This is a genomic window from Pseudomonas oryzae (genome assembly GCF_900104805.1).
In the GTDB taxonomy this organism is placed as follows: domain Bacteria; phylum Pseudomonadota; class Gammaproteobacteria; order Pseudomonadales; family Pseudomonadaceae; genus Geopseudomonas; species Geopseudomonas oryzae.
The window spans coordinates 644,608-664,190 of the sequence record NZ_LT629751.1; the positions used below are offsets into that span (position 1 = coordinate 644,608).

The following is a 19,583-nucleotide window of genomic DNA, read 5'->3' on the forward strand; positions in this document are numbered from 1 at the left end:
GGCCATGCCATCTTGGGCGTTCGTTTGCCTCCCCAACCCAAGGAGCGTTCGGCATGCCTACCGTCAATTCTGATGCGCAACCATCCGCCAATGCGGACAAGGTTCGCACCGTCTTTGCGAGTTTCGATTTTTCCAGGCAACCCGCCCCCACACCCCTCGACCAAGTCCTGCACGAGCTGCTGGCGCCTTACCTCGCCAACGAGCCGGGACCGGATGCGTCTGGCTGCCTGGCCCTGCTGCCGGTGCAGACCGGCTTGGGCAAGACCCACAGCAGTCTGGGCCTGTTGATCGAGCAGATGCTGGCGCAGGTGCAGCGGCGTATCGAGGATCCCTCCGCATCTGTGTGGCGGCTGATCTACATCACCGACTCGATCGACAACACGCGGCATGCCCGCGACAAGCTGCTCGAGCTGATCGACGCTCAGACTGTCGACGGCCAGCTCCGCTTCAGCACCGAGCAGCGCGCTTGGCTTAAGGCGCAGGTGCTCTACCTGCCGAGCCAGGCCAACCAGCTGGAGAGCTGCAGCGACGAGCTGGTGCATGAGCTGGTCGAGCGTTTTGCTGGCGCAGACCGTAAGCTGCTGGCGCAGTGGGCGGAGTTCCGCCGACTCTCCCTCATGGCCAGGGAACGCCGCGAGCTGGCGAGTGCCTTGCGCGACAATCTGCAGGAACGGGCGCAGGCGATTCACAAGACCCTGCTCAAGGAGATCCAGACCTGCCTGCTCGAACGTCAGAGGCGTGGCGAGCCGCTGACCTCATCGCGGGAGCAGACACTGCTCGACCAGTTCCTGCCCGCCGAGCGGCTGCGCCGCGGCGAGGCGCATGTGCTGTTCATGACCACCAGCAAGTACCTGCACGGCTGCGACCATGCGCTGGGCAAGTACCAGCCGCTGCTGGACCTGCAGGGCCAGTTGCTGCTGATCGACGAGATCGACCGCCAGAGTGGCGAGATCCTCAAGCTGCTGGTGCGGCGCAAGGCGGTGGACCTGATCGAGGTGATGCGTACCCTGCATGCCAACCTCGGCGTCCACCACCTGGACAACGGCCCGCTGTATCGCGACATCGCCCGCCGTTTCGACGAGCTGGCCGCCGATCTGCGCACATTTGCCGAAGAATGGCATCTCGACTGCGCCTACGATGTGGAAAATCTCGAGGAGCTCCAGGGCCCGCTGAGCCTGTTCTCCGACCGCAGCTACACCCACGTGCATTCGCTGAAGCATGCTTTCAGCCGGCTGCAGCATGACGAGGAGCGCCAGAAGAACCTGATCCAGGTCCTTGAGCGGGCAGATGGCGAGCTGTTGCCCCTGGACGAGGATGCCTTCAGCCGCTTCCTCAATGGTGCCGACCAGTTGTTCCAGCGCTTCATCCGCCTGATGGAAGTGGCGGTCTATCAGCGCCAGGCCAATGCGCGACACAGTGAGGCGGAGGGTGCCCGCGAGCGTTATTTGGATTCGCAGCGCCAGCAGGTGATCGGCTCGATCCTCAGCCACTACAACCTGCGCGGGCTGATCGAGCCGGTGCGCGAGGCACTGGCCAGCCATGCGCTGAGCCCCACTCGACAGACGCAGGCGCGCGAGCAGCGCAGCTACCATGGGCGCGGCTTCAAGTTCATCGAGGTGCGCCGTCACGCCGACAGTCAGGACACGGTGGCCGCGCAGCTCAGCGGCCTGCGCTGCTCACCCAGCGGCTGGCTGGCCGAGCTGGTCGAGGGCGGGGCGGTGGTGCTCGGCATCAGTGCCACTGCCGAGGCGCAGACGGTGGTGCACAATTTCGACCTGCACTATCTGGCGCAGCGTCTCGGCAGCGCCTTGCGGCGAGTTGACGGAGCCCAGCGCCAGCGGCTGCACGAGCACTATCAGCAGCGGCGCGACTATGCCGACCGAGTCCGCTTGGAGGTGGCGTTCCACTCCGCCGACGAGGTGTGGCTGTACGACCAGCTGCTGCTCTGGCGCAGGGTGCGCAACCCAGGACTCGAGCTGGACCGATTGCTCGGCGGCGAAGAGGATTGCACCTACCAGCGCCAGCAGCTGAGCAAGCTGCTGCTGGCTCTGCAGCGCTTCGCTGCCAGTCCCGACAATCGCTACCTGCTGGTGCTGCGCAACAGCTTCCGCAGTCTACAGAACGACGAGCTGCGCGCCTTTGTGGAGGACTGCCTGCAGCGCTGGAGTCCGGCGCGGCGGGTGCGGGTATTCCACGAGGTGAATGCCGGTGCGCTGCGCGCCGATGTCTATGACCAGGTGCTGGAGGTGCTGCACCACACCCTGGACAAGGTGGTGGTGTTCAGCAGCTACAACACCATGGGCACCGGCAAGAATCCCGACTACCGGGTCGGCCAGCCGGCGGATCGCGAAACGCTGGTCTGGGTGGGCACGGGCGAGGCGGACTTCCGTGCTGCCGATATCGACGCACTCTACCTGGAGAAGCCTACCCACCTGCTGCCTGGCGACGAGACTGCGCCGGACAGCGAGCGGCTCATCCGCCTGCATTGCACCTTGGCTCTGCAGGAGCGCGATGAGCTGTCGGTACGCGAGGCGCGCCACTGGATCCGTCGGCTGCTGCGTAACGACACCCGGCAACTGCTTGGTGACTATTACCAGACCCGCGACTACCCGGCGGCGGTCTGGCGCATCGTCGAACAGGCTGTCGGCCGTACCGCACGCACCGCCTGCAAGCGCCGGCAGATCCTCCTGCTCGCCGACGCCGAACTGCGTGAGCTGCTCGCCGCCGACGATCGCGATCCGCGCCTGCTCTCCCATGAGTACCTGGCTCTGCGCGAGCGGGCCGGCACGCCGTCTACTCAGCAGCGCGCCGCGTTGCAGGAGCGCCGTTGCCTGAACCTCGCTGTGCGCCACACCGAGAATTCCCGCCAGTACATCCGCTCCCTGCTCAAGCACCTGTACCAGGGCGATGAAGCCACCATTGCCGCCTGGGAGGGGCTACGCCGTCAGGTGCTGACGCAGCCAGCTCTGGCCGCCGAGCCGGTCGAGCAGGCCTTGCTTTACCTGCAACTGCCGGGTGAGTCAGCTGAGGGCTACGCGTTCAGCGGCAATCCCGAGCATGCCGTCGCGGACCTGTGCTTCTTCTCCGGGCTCAAGCGGCCGCGGGAGGTCAGCGCCCGTGCCGCTGGGCTACCGGTACTGATGGCCAATCGCCAGGTGCGCGAGCACTTCATTGCCAACGACTTCGCCTGCCACTGGCCCGCCTCACCCTGGCTGCTCAATCCACTGGTGTTCCAGGCCATCTATCAGGGCGCGGTGGGTGAGCAGGCGGCCCGTGCTGTGCTGGAGGCGCAGGGTCTGCAGTGGCAGCCCCTGCCGGCCGAGCACTACGAGCGCTTCGATGCGCTGGTCGAGTACCGCGGCCAGCGGGTATTGCTCGACGTCAAGCACTGGCGTGGCGCACAGGACAGCGAAGCGCAGGAGCTGGAAGCCTGGACGGCGAAGATCCGCCGTGTCGGCGCAGCGCTGGGCGTGCGCAAGGTGATCTACCTGCGGGTGCTGGGCCCGGCCGGACAGTCGGTGCGCTTCTGCGACGAGCAGTTCCGCGGTTGCCCGCCCGAGCAGGCGACGGTGATGGACTGGCCGGCGCTGCTCGACGAGCGTACCGGACAGCTGTTGGAAGACAACCTGATCGAGTTTCTCACCTGGCTGGAGGCCAACGCATGAGCCGTATCGAAACCACCCTGATCGAGCGCTACACCCTCGACCGCGAGCGCATCGCCGAGCGCTTCTCCCTGTGGTGCATCGGTTACCGCGACTACGCTGGTCGCGAGCAGCGGGCCCGCATTGCTACGTTGGCGCGGGATATCTATGCCAGTGGCCCGGTGCTGGCGCTGCATCGCTATGGCGGGGAGAAGGCCTGCTATGTGCTGACGCCCAGGGGCGAGTCGTTGAGCCTGGCCGATCCTCGGCTGACCTGCTCGGAGCGCGATATCGTGCAGGAGCAGCATGGCTGGCTGCTGGCCTGCCTGCTGATCAAGGCCCTGCCCAGCCAGTTGCCGGAACTGGCTTTGCAGGAGGCGAGCCGCTTCGAGGCCGAGGGCCTGTATTACCTGGTCAGGCAACGCAAGCTGCAGCGCAGCGAGAGTCCGCAACTGGTGGCTGTGGAGGTGGCCATGCAGCCGCAGAAGCTCGACATGGGCAGGCAGCAGCTGAAGATCGCCGTGCAGACCTTCACGCCATTGTCTGCACTCCTGAACCAGGACGGCGAGCTACCCGCGCGTCTGCGTCGCAAGCCGCGCTATCGGCTCGATCGCTACAGTCAGCTATTGCACAAGTCGCTGGAGGGGGACTACCTCAAGTGCAGCCTTCCGCGTCAATCGCGCCAGCGAATAGCTATGCTTGACCTCGGCAAACAGAGCCTCAGCGACTACCAGTGCTGCAAGCTCGGCATCTTCGCGCTGTTCCTTGAGGATCTGCAGCGTGCCTACGCCGGGGCACTGAGCCTGGAGCTGCAACAGATCCAGGTCGACGAGCGTTACCAGCCGACTCCAGCCGTTCTCAAGCGCGAGTACGCGAAGATCGATGAGATCCTCCGCGACTGGCCGCTGTACATCATCGACACGCTCGGTACGCCGGATACCGTCGCAGCCCTGCGTGAAGCGCTGCAGGTACGTGGCTTCGCGCTGCAGCAGGTGGATACACCGAAGCCTGGCGCTTGCCACCTGCTGATCGTGCCGCCGGCCGAGCGCTTCGAGGCGGAGCCCGAGCGCGATCCCTACCGGCAGATCAAGCGCACCCATGCCGATGCGGTGATCCAGGCCTGCACTGTCGAGAAGCTGTTGCCGGAGGGACAGGACGAAGTCTCGCCCCATGTGCTGGACGTGCTGCTCAAGGAGCTGCTGTTCAAGCTTGAGCTGCAGCAGGGACGGCAGCTGCTGGACGGCTATCCGATCCCGCCGGATGCGCTGTTCGTCCTGCCCTGGCGGCTGCGTCGCGAGGAGGACGAAGAGGAAGAGCAGGACGAGGGACAGGAGCGGCCGGCCGCCAACCTGTTCCTGACCCTTGAACAGCGTGACGGTCGGTTGCATGTGGAGCGGCTGGAGCCGGAGGCCTGTCTGGCGCGTGTGGATGCCCTGGATACCTCGCTGCTCAGGCGTCTGCGCTCACCCTACTGGGCGCAGGCCAACATCCCGCTGGTCTACTGGCCCAGCACCGGCGACGTGCTGGCCTTCATCGACAGCGAGGCGGTCGCCCTGGCCGATTTCCGTGGCATCGGCGAGACCCTGCGGGCGTTGGCGCAGGGGCGCAGTCAGCGCATCCCGACAGAGCTGCTCAGAGCGTTTCGCGCAGCCAACCCGGTACTCGACCAGGCGGGCGTGGTTCTCGACGCACTGCTGTCTCAGGATTACGACAGCTACGGTTATGCCGAGCTGCAGAAGATACCCGCCAAGGGCTCGGGAAAACTGTTGTTCGCCTGGCTGGAGGATGCGCTTGGCGCGCCGCTCAAGGCTGTTGGTCTGCAGGGACAGGACGGCCCCCTGGAGCGAGTGACTGGTCTGAACTTGGATAACGGCGGGCGCCTGTACTTCGCCGGCAGCGTCGGTTCGCCACAGCGCCGACAGGAGAACTTCAGCCACCTCTACCACCTGTACGGCACGCACGAGACGGTTCCCGAGGAGATCCTGCGCCTGATGCAACCGCTGCACATCAGGCACAAGGGGCTGACTGTCTATCCTCTGCCGTTTAAGTACCTGCGCGAGGTCGGTCAGGCACTCGAACTGCAGCAGGGCGAAGCCTGAGTGGGCGCGTCGGCATCTGGTGCCATGGCGTCGCGATACTGCCGGAGGCTGGTTTCCAATTGGCTCAGCAACTCCTGGCGCAGCGCTTGCGGCTCATGCACAACGATCTTGCCGGTGTGCGACAACAGCCACCAACGCAGTTGCCAGCTGTCTTGCAGGGTAGCGCTCAGTCGGTAGCCGTCGCCGTCGATCTCAAGGCGCATGTCGTCGGCCAGCGGGGTTTCTCGCAGCTGGCGCGCCAGCTCCTCGCTGATCCAGGCCTGCAGCTTCATCATGCCCGCCCCCGGGCTTGTGAACTGCAGGGCGCCGCTGGCGATGTATTCGTCCAGGCTGAAGTCGTCCGGCCGGCGGCATGGCACATCGAGCAGATCAACCTGCTGGAAGCGGTGCGCCGCGTACAGCCGCACGTCCTCGTAGGGTTCGGCGATGGCGGCCAGGTAGGTGATGTTGCCGCGCTGGATCAGCGCCAGCGGATTGAGCCTCAGCTCAGTTACCTTGTTGCGGTGAGCGGCGAAGTAGCTGCAGTCCAGCTGACGATCCTCGAGCAGCGCCTGCTGGATGCGCTCGAGCAGCTCGCCGTTTATCTCGGGCGCTAGTAGCGCCAGCTCTGGCGGCACGCTGGCGATCTTGTCGATCCAGCGCGCCGCCGGCACCTGGTCGCCGAGCGCCAGCAGTTTCTGGTGAGCCTGGGCGAAGCGCGGCTCCAGGCTCTTGAGCAGGTAGGCGGGCAACAGTGGGCGCAGGCTGTCCTCGACCAGACGCAAGGTCAGCGCTTCGCTGAGCGTCAGGCCGGGCAGCTCGGCGGTAGCGCCTGGTGTCCAGTACCAGCCATAGGGGGCGCTCTTGTCGTTGCATTGCAGCGGAAACAGATTCGACAGTTCGATCAAGTCGCGCTCGATGGTGCGCTTGCTGACCGTGAAGCCGGCGTCGTCGAGCAGTTTGACCAGATCCTGCGCGGTGATGCCCGGCGGGCGTGCCGGCAGGCTGCGCAGCAGCTCCCACTGGCGGCTGATGGTGTTGCGGGTGGCGGTAGCGGACATGGTTCTTCCTTGAGTTGGGGGCTTCAGTTGCTGGTGCTGACCGGCAGGTGCGGGCCGACGTAGGCGATCACCACCTGGCCGTCGATGATATCGAAATACACGCGCATGCCTTCCAGCCCGGTCTGGTTGCTGACCCGCAGATGGCGCACGAACAGCCGCTTCTCACCCCGCCAGGTGAACTCGCGCAGGGCGCGCAGACGGGCGTCGCTGAGGGTGGTCTCCGACTCCTTGGCGCAGTAGGCCTTGCTGCCGAAGATGCCGCGCGCCTGGGTATCCGGAGTGCCGGAGTTGATCGCGTCCAGGTAGGGGAACAGCAGCTTGTCGAGCAGATCGAACAGCCGCTCGGTGGCCGCGAACTGGCCCGGATACTCGGCTGCCGAGTCCCAGGCGCTGTCCAGCACCATTAGGCGCGAACCGGCAAGCTGGCTGAAATAGGCCAGTACCTCGCTGGGGCTGAGGCTGTCGCGGGCGCTGGCGACCCGGCGCAGCAGAGTGGTATCGACCGCAGGAGCCGCGACACGCGGGGGCAGGGCGCCGACCGCATCGGCCATGCGCTGCAGGCGATGCTGTTCGCCGCGGGCATCCTTCAGCTCTTCGCGCAGTTGTGCAGTCGCGTGGCGGGCGTCGTGCAGTTGCTGGCGCAGTTGCAGGATGACCTCGTTTTCATTGCCGGCCACAGTGATTGCTGTGCCGAGCGCTGACTCGGCAGCCTTTTGCTCGCGCTTCTCGCTCTTGCTCGTCGGAGTGGTCTGACGCTGCAGCTTCTCGATGCCCGCGTAGAAGCCCTCCCAGAGCGCGACATAGGGGCGTGTCTCGGCCAGCGAGCGGGTGAACCAGTCGCGGTTGGCGAGGATTTCCTGGCGAGCGGCCTCGGCCAGCTCGGCGATCTTCAGCAGGCCGGAGACCGATGGCGTCTGCCCCAGCGTCACGATCTGCGCGTGCATAGCCTGCAGGCGGTCGAGACGCTGCTGGCTGGCGGCGAGCAGTCCGGGGATGTCGATGCACTCGGCTTCCTGCTCGACCAGCGCGCGCAGGCGCTGCTGCAGGGCCGCGTGGTCGGCGATACGCTCGAACTGCAGTGGCCGGCCGATCAACTGCGCCGGCAGCGCGCCGGCCTCCAGCTTGATCTCCAGGGCGGCGCTGTAGCGCACGAAGGCCTCGCGCAACTGGGCGTAGCGCGGCCCGGCGTCCTTGGCGCAGAAGTGCTGGTAGAGGCTGGCGAAGGTGCGCGGCAGGCTGCCGTGCTGGACCAGACGGGCCTCCAGCTGGCGCACCTGATCCAGCGCCGTGCGCGGGCCTTCGCTCCGGTTGCCGGCGTCGGCGCACAGCAGATAGGCCAGGGTGTCGCGGGCCACCTGCGCGTCCATCTGCTCCCAGACCGGGCGTGCCGGGGCGAACGTCTCGCCGTTCAGGCCGAAGAAATGGAAGGGCTGCGCGCCGCACTCCCTGAACGGCGAGGCATGGATGGCCAGCAGGGCGGCCAGGCGCGGCGGCAGGCCATACAGCAGCAGGCTGGCAGCCAGAATGGCGCGGGAGCGGTCGGCTCCCGACCAGGCGCCGGCCTGCAGGCGTTCGCGCAGCAGGCCCAGCTGCAGGAGGGGCTCGACCAGATGTGGCTGATAGGCGCCCTGGTCATGCAGCCAGGCCATGCACGGCCAGTGTGCCTCGATACGCCCGGCCAGCTCGACGGCGGTGCTGTCGCGGCATTGGCTTGCCAGCTCGCCATGCGCCTCGCCGAGCAGGCTGCGCAACTGGCCGGCCAGACGGCGTGCCGGATCGGCCTGTTCGCGATCAGCGGGTGGCAGTTGTCGCAGCAGACGCTCCCCCAGGCGTGGATTGCCGAGCAGCATCGACAGCACCACCGCCGGGCTTGAGCGCTGGGCGTTGCGGGCAAAGGCGGCGGTTTCCGGGGAGCGCACCTTGAGCAGCAAATCCATAACCCGGGTCACCTGGCGCTGGCTGCCGTACCAGTGATTCCAGACGATGGCTGCGCTGCCGGGATTGCGCAGGCACAGCGGCAGCTCCAGCAGGTCGCCGAAGCCGCAGCCGATGCTGCCGTTGGCGAAGTCGCTGGCGATCCACTGCTGCAGGGTCTTCCGGTCGGTAGCGGACATGGGGCGCGAACTGGCGGCATCCGGCAGCGCGGCGCTGTCCTGCAATACCCCGGAAGGAGCGAGGTCGGTCAGGAACCTGTGCCAAGCGTACGTCTGCAGATCATCGTCCAGGGTGCTCGGGGGGAGTGCGGTCACTGCGTTGTTCATGGGGGACTCCTGTCTCAGGCCGTGGCAAAGGTGGGGACGCTGGCAGGGTATCGGGTGGCAGCGACAGCTTGTGTCGCGAGGCGTTGTGATGGGGGCGGGAGTCGGGCGCGACGCAGGCTGTCGCGTAGGGCGAGCATACTGATCATCCCTATCCTTCATGGAGAGATCAGTCATGCCCAGATCCGAAAGGACGCGCGCCTGCATGTCACCCCGCTCACCCGACGCCATCCTCGGCTGCCTGCTCGTCGGCGCCGTAGGCGATGCCCTTGGCGCGCCGGTCGAGTTCCTCACCTGGGCGCAGATCCGCCAGCAGTTCGGCGAGTGCGGCATCGTCGACTTCGTGCCGGCCTACGGTCAGCTCGGGGCCATCACCGACGACACCCAGATGATGCTGTTCACCGCCGAGGGCCTGCTGCGCGCCCATGTGCGTGGCGCCTTGAAGGGCATCTGCCATCCGCCGAGCGTGATCCACCATGCGCTGCTGCGCTGGCTGCTGACCCAGGGCGAGCGTGCGGCGACCGAAGTGGGGGAGGATGGCTGGCTGTTTGCCGAGCGCCGCTTGTGGTCGCGCCGCGCGCCCGGCAATACCTGCCTGTCCGCCCTGCGCGCCAGCCGCCACTTCGGCGAACTGGCTGACAACGACAGCAAGGGCTGCGGCGGCGTGATGCGTGTGGCCCCCTGTGCCTTCTTCCCCGATGCCTTTGCCAATGCTGCCGAATCGGCGCACCTGACTCATGGCCACCCCACCGGTTACCAGGCTGCCGGCCTGTTCGCGGACATCCTCGCGCGGATCTGGGAAGAACGCCTGCCGCTGGCTGAGGCCGCCCGCGCCAGCCTCACTGCCCACGGCAACAAATCCGGCATGGAGGAAACCCGCCAGATCGTCGAGCAGGTGCTCAGGCTGCACGAGGAAGGCCTGCAGCCGACACCACGGCGCATCGAGCAGCTCGGCGGCGGCTGGGTTGCTGAGGAAGCGCTGGCCATCGGCCTGTGGTGCGCACTGGCGGCGGACAGTCTGGAGCAGGGCATCGTCTGGGCGGTCAACCACAGCGGCGACAGCGACAGCACCGGGCTGATCGCCGGGCACTTCCTTGGCCTGATCCATGGCCCCGACGCCATTCCCAGCCGCTGGCTGGACAAGTTGGAACTGCGCGATGTGATCGAGCAAGTGGCGCGGGATATCGGCGAAGTGCCCGAGCGTTACCAGGGCGGCGGGAGTGACATGGAGCGTGCCATCTGGGCGCGTTATCCGGGGGGGTGAGGAAGAGACGCATACCCCGTCATGTGGGGTATGCGTCAACCAGGCTCAGGCTTTGGCGACCGGCGCAACCTGCTCCAGCAGGTTGGCGATTTCTTCCAGCTCCCGTTTCGAGGCGCAGCGCCTGCCGTTGTGCCTGAGTTCCTCGGCCAGCATCTGCAGGGCTTGCGGGTTTTCGATCAGGTACTCGACCCGCTCCAGGGGCGTCATTCCCTGGGAGTTGCGCTGCCAGGCAAGCTCGGGCGCCAGCTGTAGCAGACGCCTGGTCGCATGCAGGTTCCCGGTCCAGGCTGCGGTATGCAGTGGCGACTGGCCGTCGTCGGTGAGCTTGTCCAGGCAGCACGGATGATCGAGCAGGGCATCGACGCAGCTGTCCACACGAGACTTGATCGCCGAGTGCAGGGCGGTCATACCTTGCCAGTCCTGCATTTCCGGGTCGGCTCCAGCCTGCAGCATGATCGTGACCAGCTCGGTATCCCCGGCCTCGGTCATCAGCATCAGTGGGGTCTGCTTCTTGAAATCGGCAATGTTCAGCTGTTTTGGTGCTTGCTGTGCCAGCAGGCCGAAGAATTGCCTCCAGTGCTCCAGCATGGCCGCGAAGTTCTGTTGCTCTCCCTCCAACATGGCAGCCGGAAGCTTGTGCAGTCCTTGCGCAAAGCTCGTGCGCATCTTGATCAGGAGCATCAATACCGAATTGCCGTCGACGTCGGGCAGGCTCGACTTCAGCAGCTGGCGATTGGCCTTGATCCAGGCCAGCAAGCCGTCCTGATCGCCGGTAAAGAACAGCGGCAGCAGTTCACCGTACATCTTTCGGCCTACGTCGCTCGCGTGCCGCTTCTGGTGTGGGACTCCTGGATAGGGCTTGTACAGGGTGTCCCAGAAGTATTCGGAAGCCCAACGAGCCGTTTCCTCAATGCTGGGTATTTCCTCGCACTCAGCCATCATGCCGCCAGCCAGCATCTCCCTGTAGTACTTCTCGTGGTTGTTCACGATCAGCTTCTGATTGGCGACCTCCACAGCAAAACCGTCCCGAGCCACTTCTCCGCGCAGTGAGCCGTAGCAGCGCTTGCGCCCCGCTTCCAAAGCTTCCTTGAACAGTTTGCCGGCACCCTCGAAGTCATTGCAGGCCAGCAGGTGCTTGGCCTTGTATTGCAGAATGGCGGCCTCCCACAGCTCGTAGGCGGGGTTGGACTCTGCTTCCTCGAGCAGCTTCTGTACACGGTCGCGGGCATCCTTGGGCCTGTTGCTGCGCTCATTGTTCAGGTAGTCATCCAGCTCGAAGAGCGTGGCTTGCAGGATTTCCGAAGGAGTAGCTGCCAGCTCGCGCAGGCGCTGGATGGCAGCCTGACTGACCTTGGGGCCAAGATCCGTCCGTTGGGCAATCTGGTTGACTACCCCGTAGCGGCTTTCCCCCTGCAGTGTCCGCCAGGGCGATGCGGTTTTCAGGCGCTCGGCCAGCCCCAGCTCCGCCTTGAACTCCTCGGTAGTCGCTTTCATTCGTTCGATATTGCGCTGGATGATCGGGGCGGCCGATTCAGCGTCCAGCCCGACATGATCTTCAAGGGCTATGCCGGGTTGTATTTCGGCGAAGCGACGGGTCAACAGCTCGGCCAGCGCGGAATTCGCGGCTTTCCGCTGAGAGGGCAAAATCGAAAGGTACAACCCCTGCGCGTCCCATGGCGGCAGATGCTCCTCGAACCAGGCATTCTCTGCCGCCTCGCCCTGATCCCTGCAATTGCTCCAAGCTCCAATAGTCATGTTGTAGGCAAACTTGTAGATGGAAAACAGTTGCAGCAGCTTGTTCTGCCGGGCATCGGCACATTGCGAATCAACGCCCGGGCACAGGAACTTGAGAAGGCGGGTATAACCATCCTGTACCATGCGGGCAAACAGCAGGCGCTGGCGGATGGTGTGAGGCGAGGGGACAGCGTAACGCCTGGCCAGACACGCCACGAAAGCAGCCTTTTCGTCGTCATCCACACAGCCATCCAGAATCGCCTCAAGGCGGCCTGGCTGGGTCATCGGGATTTCCAGACGCAGTTGGTCGGCAGTCAGTTGCTTGCGCGTCACGAAGCCCAGGGCATCGGTGAATTGCTCGGCAGGCGAGCGGCTGCTGTCGAGAACGAACGCACCTTTGAAGTCCAGCACCGTGTTGTCCGAGAAGTACTTGCGGAAGGTGTCGGGGCGGATAGTGGTGTCCTTGCGCCAGTTGTACAACGAGCGCCGCAGGCCATCATGTCCACCGTCTGTGGACTCGCTGCGCACGTCGGCAAACTCCTCCAGCGGCATCCCCAACAGGTCCAGCAGCCAGTCCACCACCTGGGCCACCGGTAGATACAGGCTGGGCTTGCCGTCCACCTCGCGGGGCTCGGGCAGATACCAGAAGCGCCCGCCCGGCATGCCCTTGTCCACTGCTTCCTCGAGGTTCCAGAATGCCGCCCGGCGCGCCAGCCCGGGCATGTAGAAATAGCCCAGCAGCATCCAGATGATCTGTCGCTCATCGGCAGCGAAGGTCCAGGTGTTCAGCTCGAGATACTTGTAGGAATTCCCGAACTCGGTAAGGTTGTCGATGGCGTCAACGCGAGCCCGAGGATCCATATCCAGGGCATCGAAGATGGCATGCAGGACTTCCTCGCCCATGGCCTTGTGGGCTTCCAGGCTGTCCTGCCCGGTCGCGAACTTGTTCTTTTTGGTGGTCGGATAGCCTGGGCAGCCGAGACTCTGATGAATCTCCAGCAGGATGGCTTCTGTCAGTGGTAGGGTGCTCATGGCGCCTGTCCTTGGTGTTGTTGAAGGTGCGTTAATCCTTGCAAAGCCCGGTCACCTTACCACTGAAAAATCCCGTACCCCCCCCTCGCAGGCCAGCGATGGAGGAGGGGGTACGCGGTTCTTCATACAGGGCAATCCGGCCCCCTGACACCCTGCGCGGACCCCAATCCATGGAGTCCGCGTCATGCACAACCCCACCCCGCTGGTCCTCAACTGGCACCTCACCGAAGCCTGCAACTACCGTTGCCAGTACTGCTACGCCACCTGGAACGACTCCGCCTGCCCGCGCGAGCTGATCCACGACCCCGAACGAAGCGCGGCGCTGTTGAGCGAGCTGTACCGATTCTTCCGGCCGGGCAACCGTGCCAACCCGCTGGCCAGCCGAATGTCCTGGAGTTCCGTCCGCCTCAACCTGGCCGGCGGCGAGCCCTTGCTGCATGCCAATAAGCTGCCAGCCATCGCCAGCCAGGCCCGGGCACTCGGCTTTGAAGTCTCGATGATCAGCAACGGCTCTCGCCTGACCCGGGAGCTGCTGGACCGACTGGCGCCGCAGTTGACCTGGCTGGGCATCAGCATCGATTCGGCCAGCCCAGAGACCAACCGCACCATCGGCCGAATCGACCGTCGTGGCCGGCTGCTCGACCTGGATGATCTGGCGGCCGGCCTGGCCCTGGTTCGCCAGACAAACCCCGGCCTGCACCTCAAGCTCAACACCGTGGTCAACCAGTTCAACCACGCTGAAGACCTCAGCGCCCTGATCCGACGTTTCGCCCCCGAGAAGTGGAAAGTCCTGCGCATGCTGCCGGTGGTGAACCAGCATCTGACCGTCAGCGACGAGCAGTTCGCCGCCTTCGTCGCCCGTCACCGCACCTTCGCCAACATCCTCTGTGCTGAAGACAACCAGGACATGCGCGAGTCCTACCTGATGGTCGATCCCCATGGGCGTTTCTTCCAGAACAGCCCGCTGATCGCCGGGCAGGGCTATGCCTACAGCCGACCGATCCTCGAGGCTGGCGCCGAGGCAGCCTTCGCCCAGATGGCCTTCGCCCCCGAGCGCTTCAACGCGCGCTACAGCCCGGCTGTGGCAGGAGAGGGCGCATGAAGTACTGCTCGAACAAGGAGATCGACCAACTGATCCGCCAACTGGTCCGGCAAGGCTGGCGCTTCCATCGTGGCAGCAAGCATGGCCGCCTGACCCACCCAAGCGGTCGACCGACGCTGACCGTGGCCAAGTCCCCCAGCGACTGCCGCAGCCTGCAGAACTTCCGCCGCGACCTGCGCAGTGCCGAGAGCGTCCAGGTTGGGAACATGTTCCCAGGCCCGGACGCGACACAAACTGTCGCGCTCGTCGGGCAATATCACATCAGGACAAGACGTGCCCCTTAATGGTTCACTTCCCCGTTCCGCTAAGTGAATACTGAGGCGATAATGCCAGCCTTTGGGCATCAGTCGGGGCGGCTCTAGTCCGCGGTTCCAGGCCTGTGAAAGTAGATATCGAGACGCAATGACCAGCCAGCAGTCACTGATCAAGTTTGGCTTCAAGTTCGGCAAGAACGGCGCACATGCCGCTCGTACCATGATGTTTGCCGAATTGAAGGAGCTGTTCGCCTACACGCCGGTGGACGCTGGCCGCGACCAGTACCGCGAGCAGATTGTCGACTTCAACCGCCTCGACAAGCCGACCAGCAATGCCCGCGTGCTGACCTACGGTCACCTGCTCGACCTCTACGGCATGAGCCCCGAGGTTCCGCTGTTCCGCGTCTTCCGCACCCTCTGGGAGCAGGACAGCGCCGCCCGCCCGGTGCTGGCGCTGCAGCTGGCCATGGCGCGCGACCCCATCCTGCGCCTGTCGGTGGCGACCATCCTCGAACGCCAGCCGGGTCAGCCGCTGACCCGTGAGGAAACCGAAGCCGCACTGGCCGCACCCGATCCACAGCGCTTCAAGGTGACCACCCTCAAGTCCGCCGCCCAATGCGTCAACGGCAGCTGGACCCAGGCTGGCTACCTCAAGGGGCGTGTGAAGAAGCACCGCGACCAGCCGGTCATCACTGCCAGCAATGTCGCCTTCGCCCTGTTCCAGGGCTACCTGCACGGCATGAGTGGCCAGCGCTTGTTCGCCAGCGAATGGTGCAAGCTGCTCGACTGCCGTCTGGAGCGCCTGCTCGAACTGGCGCGCACAGCCTCCCAGCGCGGACTGATTACCTTCAAGCATTCCAGCGAAGTCATCGAAGTCGACTTCCCCGACTTCCTCACGGACGAAGAGAGAGCCTGGCTCAATGAGTAACCGCCTCGACAAGCTGATCAACAACTACACCAGCCACATCAGCATCCCCTGGCAGCACGGCCTGGCCAACGCCCAGCGCGTCCTGTTCGCTGTCTACCACAAGGAGGACGAACTCAAGCTGCGCGCCCGCCTGGAAGACTTCCGCGTCGCCGCCGAGGCGGCCGGGCACGTCTGGCTGCCGCTCGACATCACCCACGCCTTCCCCGAGTGGATGGCCGGGCAGAAATACCGCGACGACTACTTCGAAGACCCGGAGCTGCTCGCCAGCAAATACAAGCGCTTCGCCCAGGATCTGCTCGAACGCCTGCAACAGCAGATCGCCGCCCAACAGGTGGACGAGCACAGCGTCGTCGCTCTGATCGGCTGCGGCACGCTGTTCGGCTTCACCTCCGTGGCCGGCTTCGTCGAGGCGCTGGCACCCCACGTGCCCGGTCGCCTGCTGGTGTTCTTCCCCGGCGAACATATCGAGAACACCTACCGCTTGCTCGATGCTCGTGACGGCTGGGGCTACCACGCCACGCCGCTGACCTCCGACAACTAGCTGCCGCATTGTCGGCACGGACATCCGCTTTAAACGAATCAGGGAATAGACTCATGCTCAACCGCGACATCTACCAGCTCGACCCGTTGCAGAACCGCCTGGCCAACAACGGCGTCGCTGAAGTAAAGGACGACCTCTCGGTCCAGGCCCTCAATACCCTGCGCTACGAGCTGGAAACCTTCGTTTGCGATGGCGAATACGCCAAGGGCATGGACCTGATCCTCGGCAGCTACCTGCGCAACCTGACCACCGACCATGAGCAACCTGGCGTGTGGATCAGCGGCTTCTTCGGCTCCGGTAAATCGCACCTGGCCAAGATGCTGCGCACCCTGTGGGTCGACCAGCGGTTCCCCGACGGTGTCAGCGCCCGCCATATCGCCCGCCTGCCGGAAAGCGTCAGCGACCACCTCAAGGAACTCAGCAACCAGGCCCAGCGCTACGGCGGCCTGCATGCCGCGTCCGGCACCCTCGGTGCTGGCGCCAACAACAACGTGCGTCTGGCTCTGCTCGGCATCCTCTTCAAGTCCGCCGACCTGCCCGAGCAATACCACCTGGCGCGCTTCGTCCTCTGGCTCAAGCACAAGGGCTATCTCGACCTGGTGCGCCAGCGCGTGGAAGAGGAGGGCGAGAACTGGGAGCGCGAACTCGACGACCTGTTCGTCTCGCCGATCATCGCCCGCGCCCTGCTGGAGTCCGACCCGACCCTGGCCAGCGACGTGAAGGGCGTGCGAGTGCTGCTCAAGGAGCAGTTCCCCCAGGTCACCGACGTCACCAACGACCAGATGGTCAAGGCCATCTACGACGCCTTGCAGCGCGACGACAAATTCCCCCTCAGCCTGATCGTCCTCGACGAGGTCCAGCAGTACGTCGGCACCGACGCCGAGCGCGCCTACCTGGTCCAGGAAGTCGTGGAAACCTGCTGCAAGCACAAGGCCTTCGGCAACCGCCTGCTGTTCGTCTCCACCGGCCAGAACGCCCTGTCCGGCATGCCCAACCTGCAGCGTCTGATGGGCCGCTTCCAGGTCACCGTCATGCTCAAGGACACCGACGTCGAGTCGGTGATCCGCAAGGTCATCCTGCAGAAGAAGGAGTCCGCCCGCGCTGAGCTGCAGGCCGTACTGACCCGGCAGCTGGGTGAGATCTCCCGCCACCTGCGCGGCACCAAGGTCGAGTACCACCAGGACGACGAGAAGGTAATGCTCGCCGACTACCCGGTGCTGCCGGTGCGTCGGCGCTTCTGGGAGCGCGTGCTGCGCATCGTCGACACCACCGGCACCGTCTCCCAGCTGCGCAACCAGCTCAAGGTCATCCATGAAGCCGCCAAGGCCACCGCCGAGTACGAGCTCGGCCACGTCGTGCCCGGCGACTTCATCTACGGGCAGATCGCGCCCAACCTGCTGCAGACCGGGGTCATCTCCCGCGAAAGCTACGACACCATTGCCCACCTGTCCGCCGGCGATGCCGACCAGCAGCTGCAATCGCGCCTGCTGGCGCTGATCCTGCTGATCGGCAAGCTGCCCACCGACCCGGTGGCCGACTGCGGCGTGCGCGCCACCGCCGACATGCTCGCTGACCTGCTGGTCGAGGACCTCAACCACGGCAAGGATGAGTTGCGCGCCCGCGTGCCCAGGCAGCTCGAAGTCCTGGCCAAGGAAGGCCATGTCATGGCCATGCAGACCTCTGCCGGCGTCGAATACCGCCTGCAGACCCAGGAAAGCGCCCAGTGGTACGACACCTTCCGCCAGCAGGAGGCCGACCTGCGTGGCAACCTGCAGCGCGTCGACAACCAGCGCGTCGACCTGCTGCACGCCTTCATCAAGAAACAACTCGGCCAGGTGCGCCTGAGCCAGGGCGTCAGCAACGTCGCCCGGCCAATCACGCCCTGTTTCGACAGCGAATTGCCCAAGGACGCCGCCCAGAAGATCTACCTCTGGGTGCAGGACGGCTGGAGCACCAGCGAAGCCTCCTTCCACGCCGAGGCCCGTGGCGCCAACCCCGACCTGCCGACCATCTACCTGTTCATCCCGGCGCGTAACCGCTCCGAGCTGACCAACGCCATCATTGCCCAGAAAGCCGCCGACCTGACCCTCGAGCTGCGCGGCGTGCCGAGCACCGAAGCCGGCACCGACGCCCGCAAGGCCATGGAAACCCGCTTGCGCGATGCCGACAAACAGGTCGAGCTGCTGCTCAAGGAAATCTTCTCCGGCGTCCAGGTGCTCCAGGCCGGTGGCGCCGAAGCTCAGGGCAACAGCGTCGCCGCCTGCATCGAGAAGGCTGCACAGGCCTCCATGGTGCGCCTGTACCGTGAGTTCGACCTCGCCGACAACGTGCACTGGGGCAAGGTCTACGACCGCGCCCGCAAGGACGGCGGGCAGAACGCCCTCGAAGCCCTCGGCTACAATGGCGAGCCTGAAAAGCAACCGGTGTGCGCGGCCATCCTCAAGTTCATCGGCGCAGCCAAGAAGGGCAGCGAGATCCGCGACACCTTCAGCGCCGCGCCCTACGGCTGGCCGCAGGACGCCATCGACGGCGCTCTGTTCGCCCTGGTAGCTGCCGGCGTACTGCGTGCCAGTGACAGCGCCGACAAGCCGCTCGGTGCGCAGAGCCTCGACCGCCAGAAGCTCACCCAGACCACCTTCCGCCCGGAAACCATCACCATCCGCCCGGTGGATCTGATCAAGGTGCGTGGCCTGCTCAACGCCGTCGGCATCACTTGCCAGACCAACGAGGAGCAGCAGAAGCTCCCCGAGCTGATCAGTCTCGCCCGTACCCTGCACAACGCCGCCGGCGGAGATGCCCCGGCCCCGGCGCGCCCGGATGCCAGCCTGATCGATGCCATCGCCAAGGAGAGCGGCAACAGCCAGCTCAAGCTGGTGATCGACCATAAGGACGAACTCAAGCCGCTGCTCGACGCCTGGCGTGCCCAGGGCGATAAGCTCCAGCAGCGCCGCAACGACTGGCAACTGCTGCAAACCCTGCTGCGCCTCAGCAAGGGCCTGGCCTTCCACGAAAAGCTGCACACCGAGGTTGAGGCCATCAAGGCCAACCGCAGCCTGCTCGCCGAGCCCAGCCCGCTGGAAAGCCTGACCGACGGCACCATCGGCCAGCTGCGCGAAGCCATCAACCACCACGTCAAGGCCTGCCAGACCGAGTACGGCCTGCGTCTGGCTGAGCTCGAAGCCGACAGCCACTGGCAGCAGCTCGACGCCGCCCGCCGTCAGCTCATCCTCGAACGCCGCCAGCTTGCCGAGCAGCCCAGCGTCAGCCTGGTCAGCCGCGAGGATGTCATCGACAGCCTGGAAAGCTGCAGCCTCGAGCAGTGGAGCGACCGCACCGCTTCCCTGGCCGCCCGCTTCGAAGCGGCCCGCCAGGATGCCGTCAAGCTGCTGCAGCCCAAGGTCCAGCACGTCCCGCTGCCCAAGCGCACCTTCGAGAACGAAGCCCAGCTGCGCCAGTGGCTGGCCGAGGTCGAAGCCAGCCTGCTCGCCAAGCTGGCCGAAGGCCCGGTGATGGTTTGACCCGCCACAGGCCGTAGGGTGGAAAACGCCGTGCAGCGGTTTTTCCACCGCAATCCGCCCAAACCGAACCCGTAGGGTGGACAACGCCGCAACGCGGCTTGTCCACCACCGAATCCGTAGGTCGGGTTAGCCGCAACGCGGCGTAACCCGACGGCAACGCCGCCGTGCCAAG

General features: G+C 65.3%; 11 protein-coding genes. 8 read left to right on the top strand and 3 right to left on the bottom strand.

Annotation, left to right across the window (positions count from 1 at the left end):
• Window positions 1-53 precede the first annotated feature (53 nt).
• Together BLT78_RS03105 and BLT78_RS03110 are read left to right on the top strand one after the other, a co-directional pair.
• A complete protein-coding gene (locus BLT78_RS03105; RefSeq protein WP_090347569.1) occupies window positions 54-3,665 on the top strand; it encodes a hypothetical protein in 3,612 nt (1,203 codons plus the stop codon).
• Window positions 3,662-5,740: a hypothetical protein gene (locus BLT78_RS03110; protein ID WP_090347570.1), complete on the top strand. Its 2,079-nt coding sequence runs from the start codon at window positions 3,662-3,664 to the stop codon at window positions 5,738-5,740. Before BLT78_RS03105 ends, BLT78_RS03110 begins: the two co-directional genes overlap by 4 nt.
• Here BLT78_RS03110 and BLT78_RS03115 read toward each other — a convergent pair.
• Window positions 5,707-6,780, bottom strand: coding sequence for a helix-turn-helix transcriptional regulator (locus BLT78_RS03115; protein ID WP_090347571.1), 1,074 nt, complete (start codon window positions 6,778-6,780; stop codon window positions 5,707-5,709). The genes BLT78_RS03110 and BLT78_RS03115 overlap by 34 nt on opposite strands.
• Before the next feature lie 23 nt (window positions 6,781-6,803).
• Window positions 6,804-9,041, bottom strand: coding sequence for a hypothetical protein (locus BLT78_RS03120; RefSeq protein WP_090347572.1), 2,238 nt, complete (start codon window positions 9,039-9,041; stop codon window positions 6,804-6,806).
• A 202-nt stretch (window positions 9,042-9,243) separates the two neighbouring features.
• On the opposite strand from BLT78_RS03120, the gene BLT78_RS03125 reads away from it, so the two are divergent.
• On the top strand, window positions 9,244-10,302 hold the full coding sequence (locus BLT78_RS03125) for an ADP-ribosylglycohydrolase family protein (RefSeq protein WP_090347573.1): 1,059 nt from the start codon (window positions 9,244-9,246) through the stop codon (window positions 10,300-10,302).
• A gap of 45 nt (window positions 10,303-10,347) precedes the next feature.
• On the opposite strand, the gene BLT78_RS03130 is transcribed toward BLT78_RS03125, so the two are convergent.
• On the bottom strand, window positions 10,348-13,068 hold the full coding sequence (locus BLT78_RS03130; RefSeq protein ID WP_090347574.1) for an ankyrin repeat domain-containing protein: 2,721 nt from the start codon (window positions 13,066-13,068) through the stop codon (window positions 10,348-10,350).
• Window positions 13,069-13,252: 184 nt separating this feature from the next.
• Between BLT78_RS03130 and BLT78_RS03135 the strand changes: the two genes are divergently transcribed.
• The 5 genes from BLT78_RS03135 to brxC all read left to right on the top strand — a co-directional run bounded on the left by BLT78_RS03135 (window position 13,253) and on the right by brxC (window position 19,411).
• Window positions 13,253-14,170 carry a viperin family antiviral radical SAM protein gene (locus BLT78_RS03135; protein ID WP_090347575.1) on the top strand — a complete coding sequence of 306 codons (918 nt, stop codon included), beginning with the start codon at window positions 13,253-13,255 and terminating at the stop codon, window positions 14,168-14,170.
• Window positions 14,167-14,454 carry a type II toxin-antitoxin system HicA family toxin gene (locus BLT78_RS03140; RefSeq protein WP_090347576.1) on the top strand — a complete coding sequence of 96 codons (288 nt, stop codon included), beginning with the start codon at window positions 14,167-14,169 and terminating at the stop codon, window positions 14,452-14,454. Before BLT78_RS03135 ends, BLT78_RS03140 begins: the two co-directional genes overlap by 4 nt.
• A 118-nt stretch (window positions 14,455-14,572) precedes the next feature.
• Window positions 14,573-15,352, top strand: coding sequence for a hypothetical protein (locus BLT78_RS03145; RefSeq protein WP_090347577.1), 780 nt, complete (start codon window positions 14,573-14,575; stop codon window positions 15,350-15,352).
• Complete coding sequence (locus tag BLT78_RS03150) at window positions 15,345-15,893, top strand: DUF1788 domain-containing protein (protein WP_090347578.1); 549 nt, start codon at window positions 15,345-15,347, stop codon at window positions 15,891-15,893. Before BLT78_RS03145 ends, BLT78_RS03150 begins: the two co-directional genes overlap by 8 nt.
• 53 nt (window positions 15,894-15,946) lie before the next feature.
• Complete coding sequence (brxC, locus tag BLT78_RS03155) at window positions 15,947-19,411, top strand: BREX system P-loop protein BrxC (RefSeq protein WP_090347579.1); 3,465 nt, start codon at window positions 15,947-15,949, stop codon at window positions 19,409-19,411.
• The last annotated feature ends 172 nt before the right edge of the window (window positions 19,412-19,583 follow it).

What these genes read in the sequence shown, in the direction of transcription:
- BLT78_RS03105 (WP_090347569.1), top strand. Translation starts at nt 54, where the DNA reads ATGCCTACCGTCAATTCTGATGCGCAACCATCCGCCAATGCGGACAAG.
- BLT78_RS03110 (WP_090347570.1), top strand. Translation starts at nt 3,662, where the DNA reads ATGAGCCGTATCGAAACCACCCTGATCGAGCGCTACACCCTCGACCGC.
- BLT78_RS03145 (WP_090347577.1), top strand. Translation starts at nt 14,573, where the DNA reads ATGACCAGCCAGCAGTCACTGATCAAGTTTGGCTTCAAGTTCGGCAAG.
- BLT78_RS03130 (WP_090347574.1), bottom strand. Translation starts at nt 13,068, where the DNA reads ATGAGCACCCTACCACTGACAGAAGCCATCCTGCTGGAGATTCATCAG.
- BLT78_RS03150 (WP_090347578.1), top strand. Translation starts at nt 15,345, where the DNA reads ATGAGTAACCGCCTCGACAAGCTGATCAACAACTACACCAGCCACATC.
- BLT78_RS03115 (WP_090347571.1), bottom strand. Translation starts at nt 6,780, where the DNA reads ATGTCCGCTACCGCCACCCGCAACACCATCAGCCGCCAGTGGGAGCTG.
- brxC (WP_090347579.1), top strand. Translation starts at nt 15,947, where the DNA reads ATGCTCAACCGCGACATCTACCAGCTCGACCCGTTGCAGAACCGCCTG.
- BLT78_RS03120 (WP_090347572.1), bottom strand. Translation starts at nt 9,041, where the DNA reads ATGAACAACGCAGTGACCGCACTCCCCCCGAGCACCCTGGACGATGAT.
- BLT78_RS03125 (WP_090347573.1), top strand. Translation starts at nt 9,244, where the DNA reads ATGTCACCCCGCTCACCCGACGCCATCCTCGGCTGCCTGCTCGTCGGC.
- BLT78_RS03140 (WP_090347576.1), top strand. Translation starts at nt 14,167, where the DNA reads ATGAAGTACTGCTCGAACAAGGAGATCGACCAACTGATCCGCCAACTG.
- BLT78_RS03135 (WP_090347575.1), top strand. Translation starts at nt 13,253, where the DNA reads ATGCACAACCCCACCCCGCTGGTCCTCAACTGGCACCTCACCGAAGCC.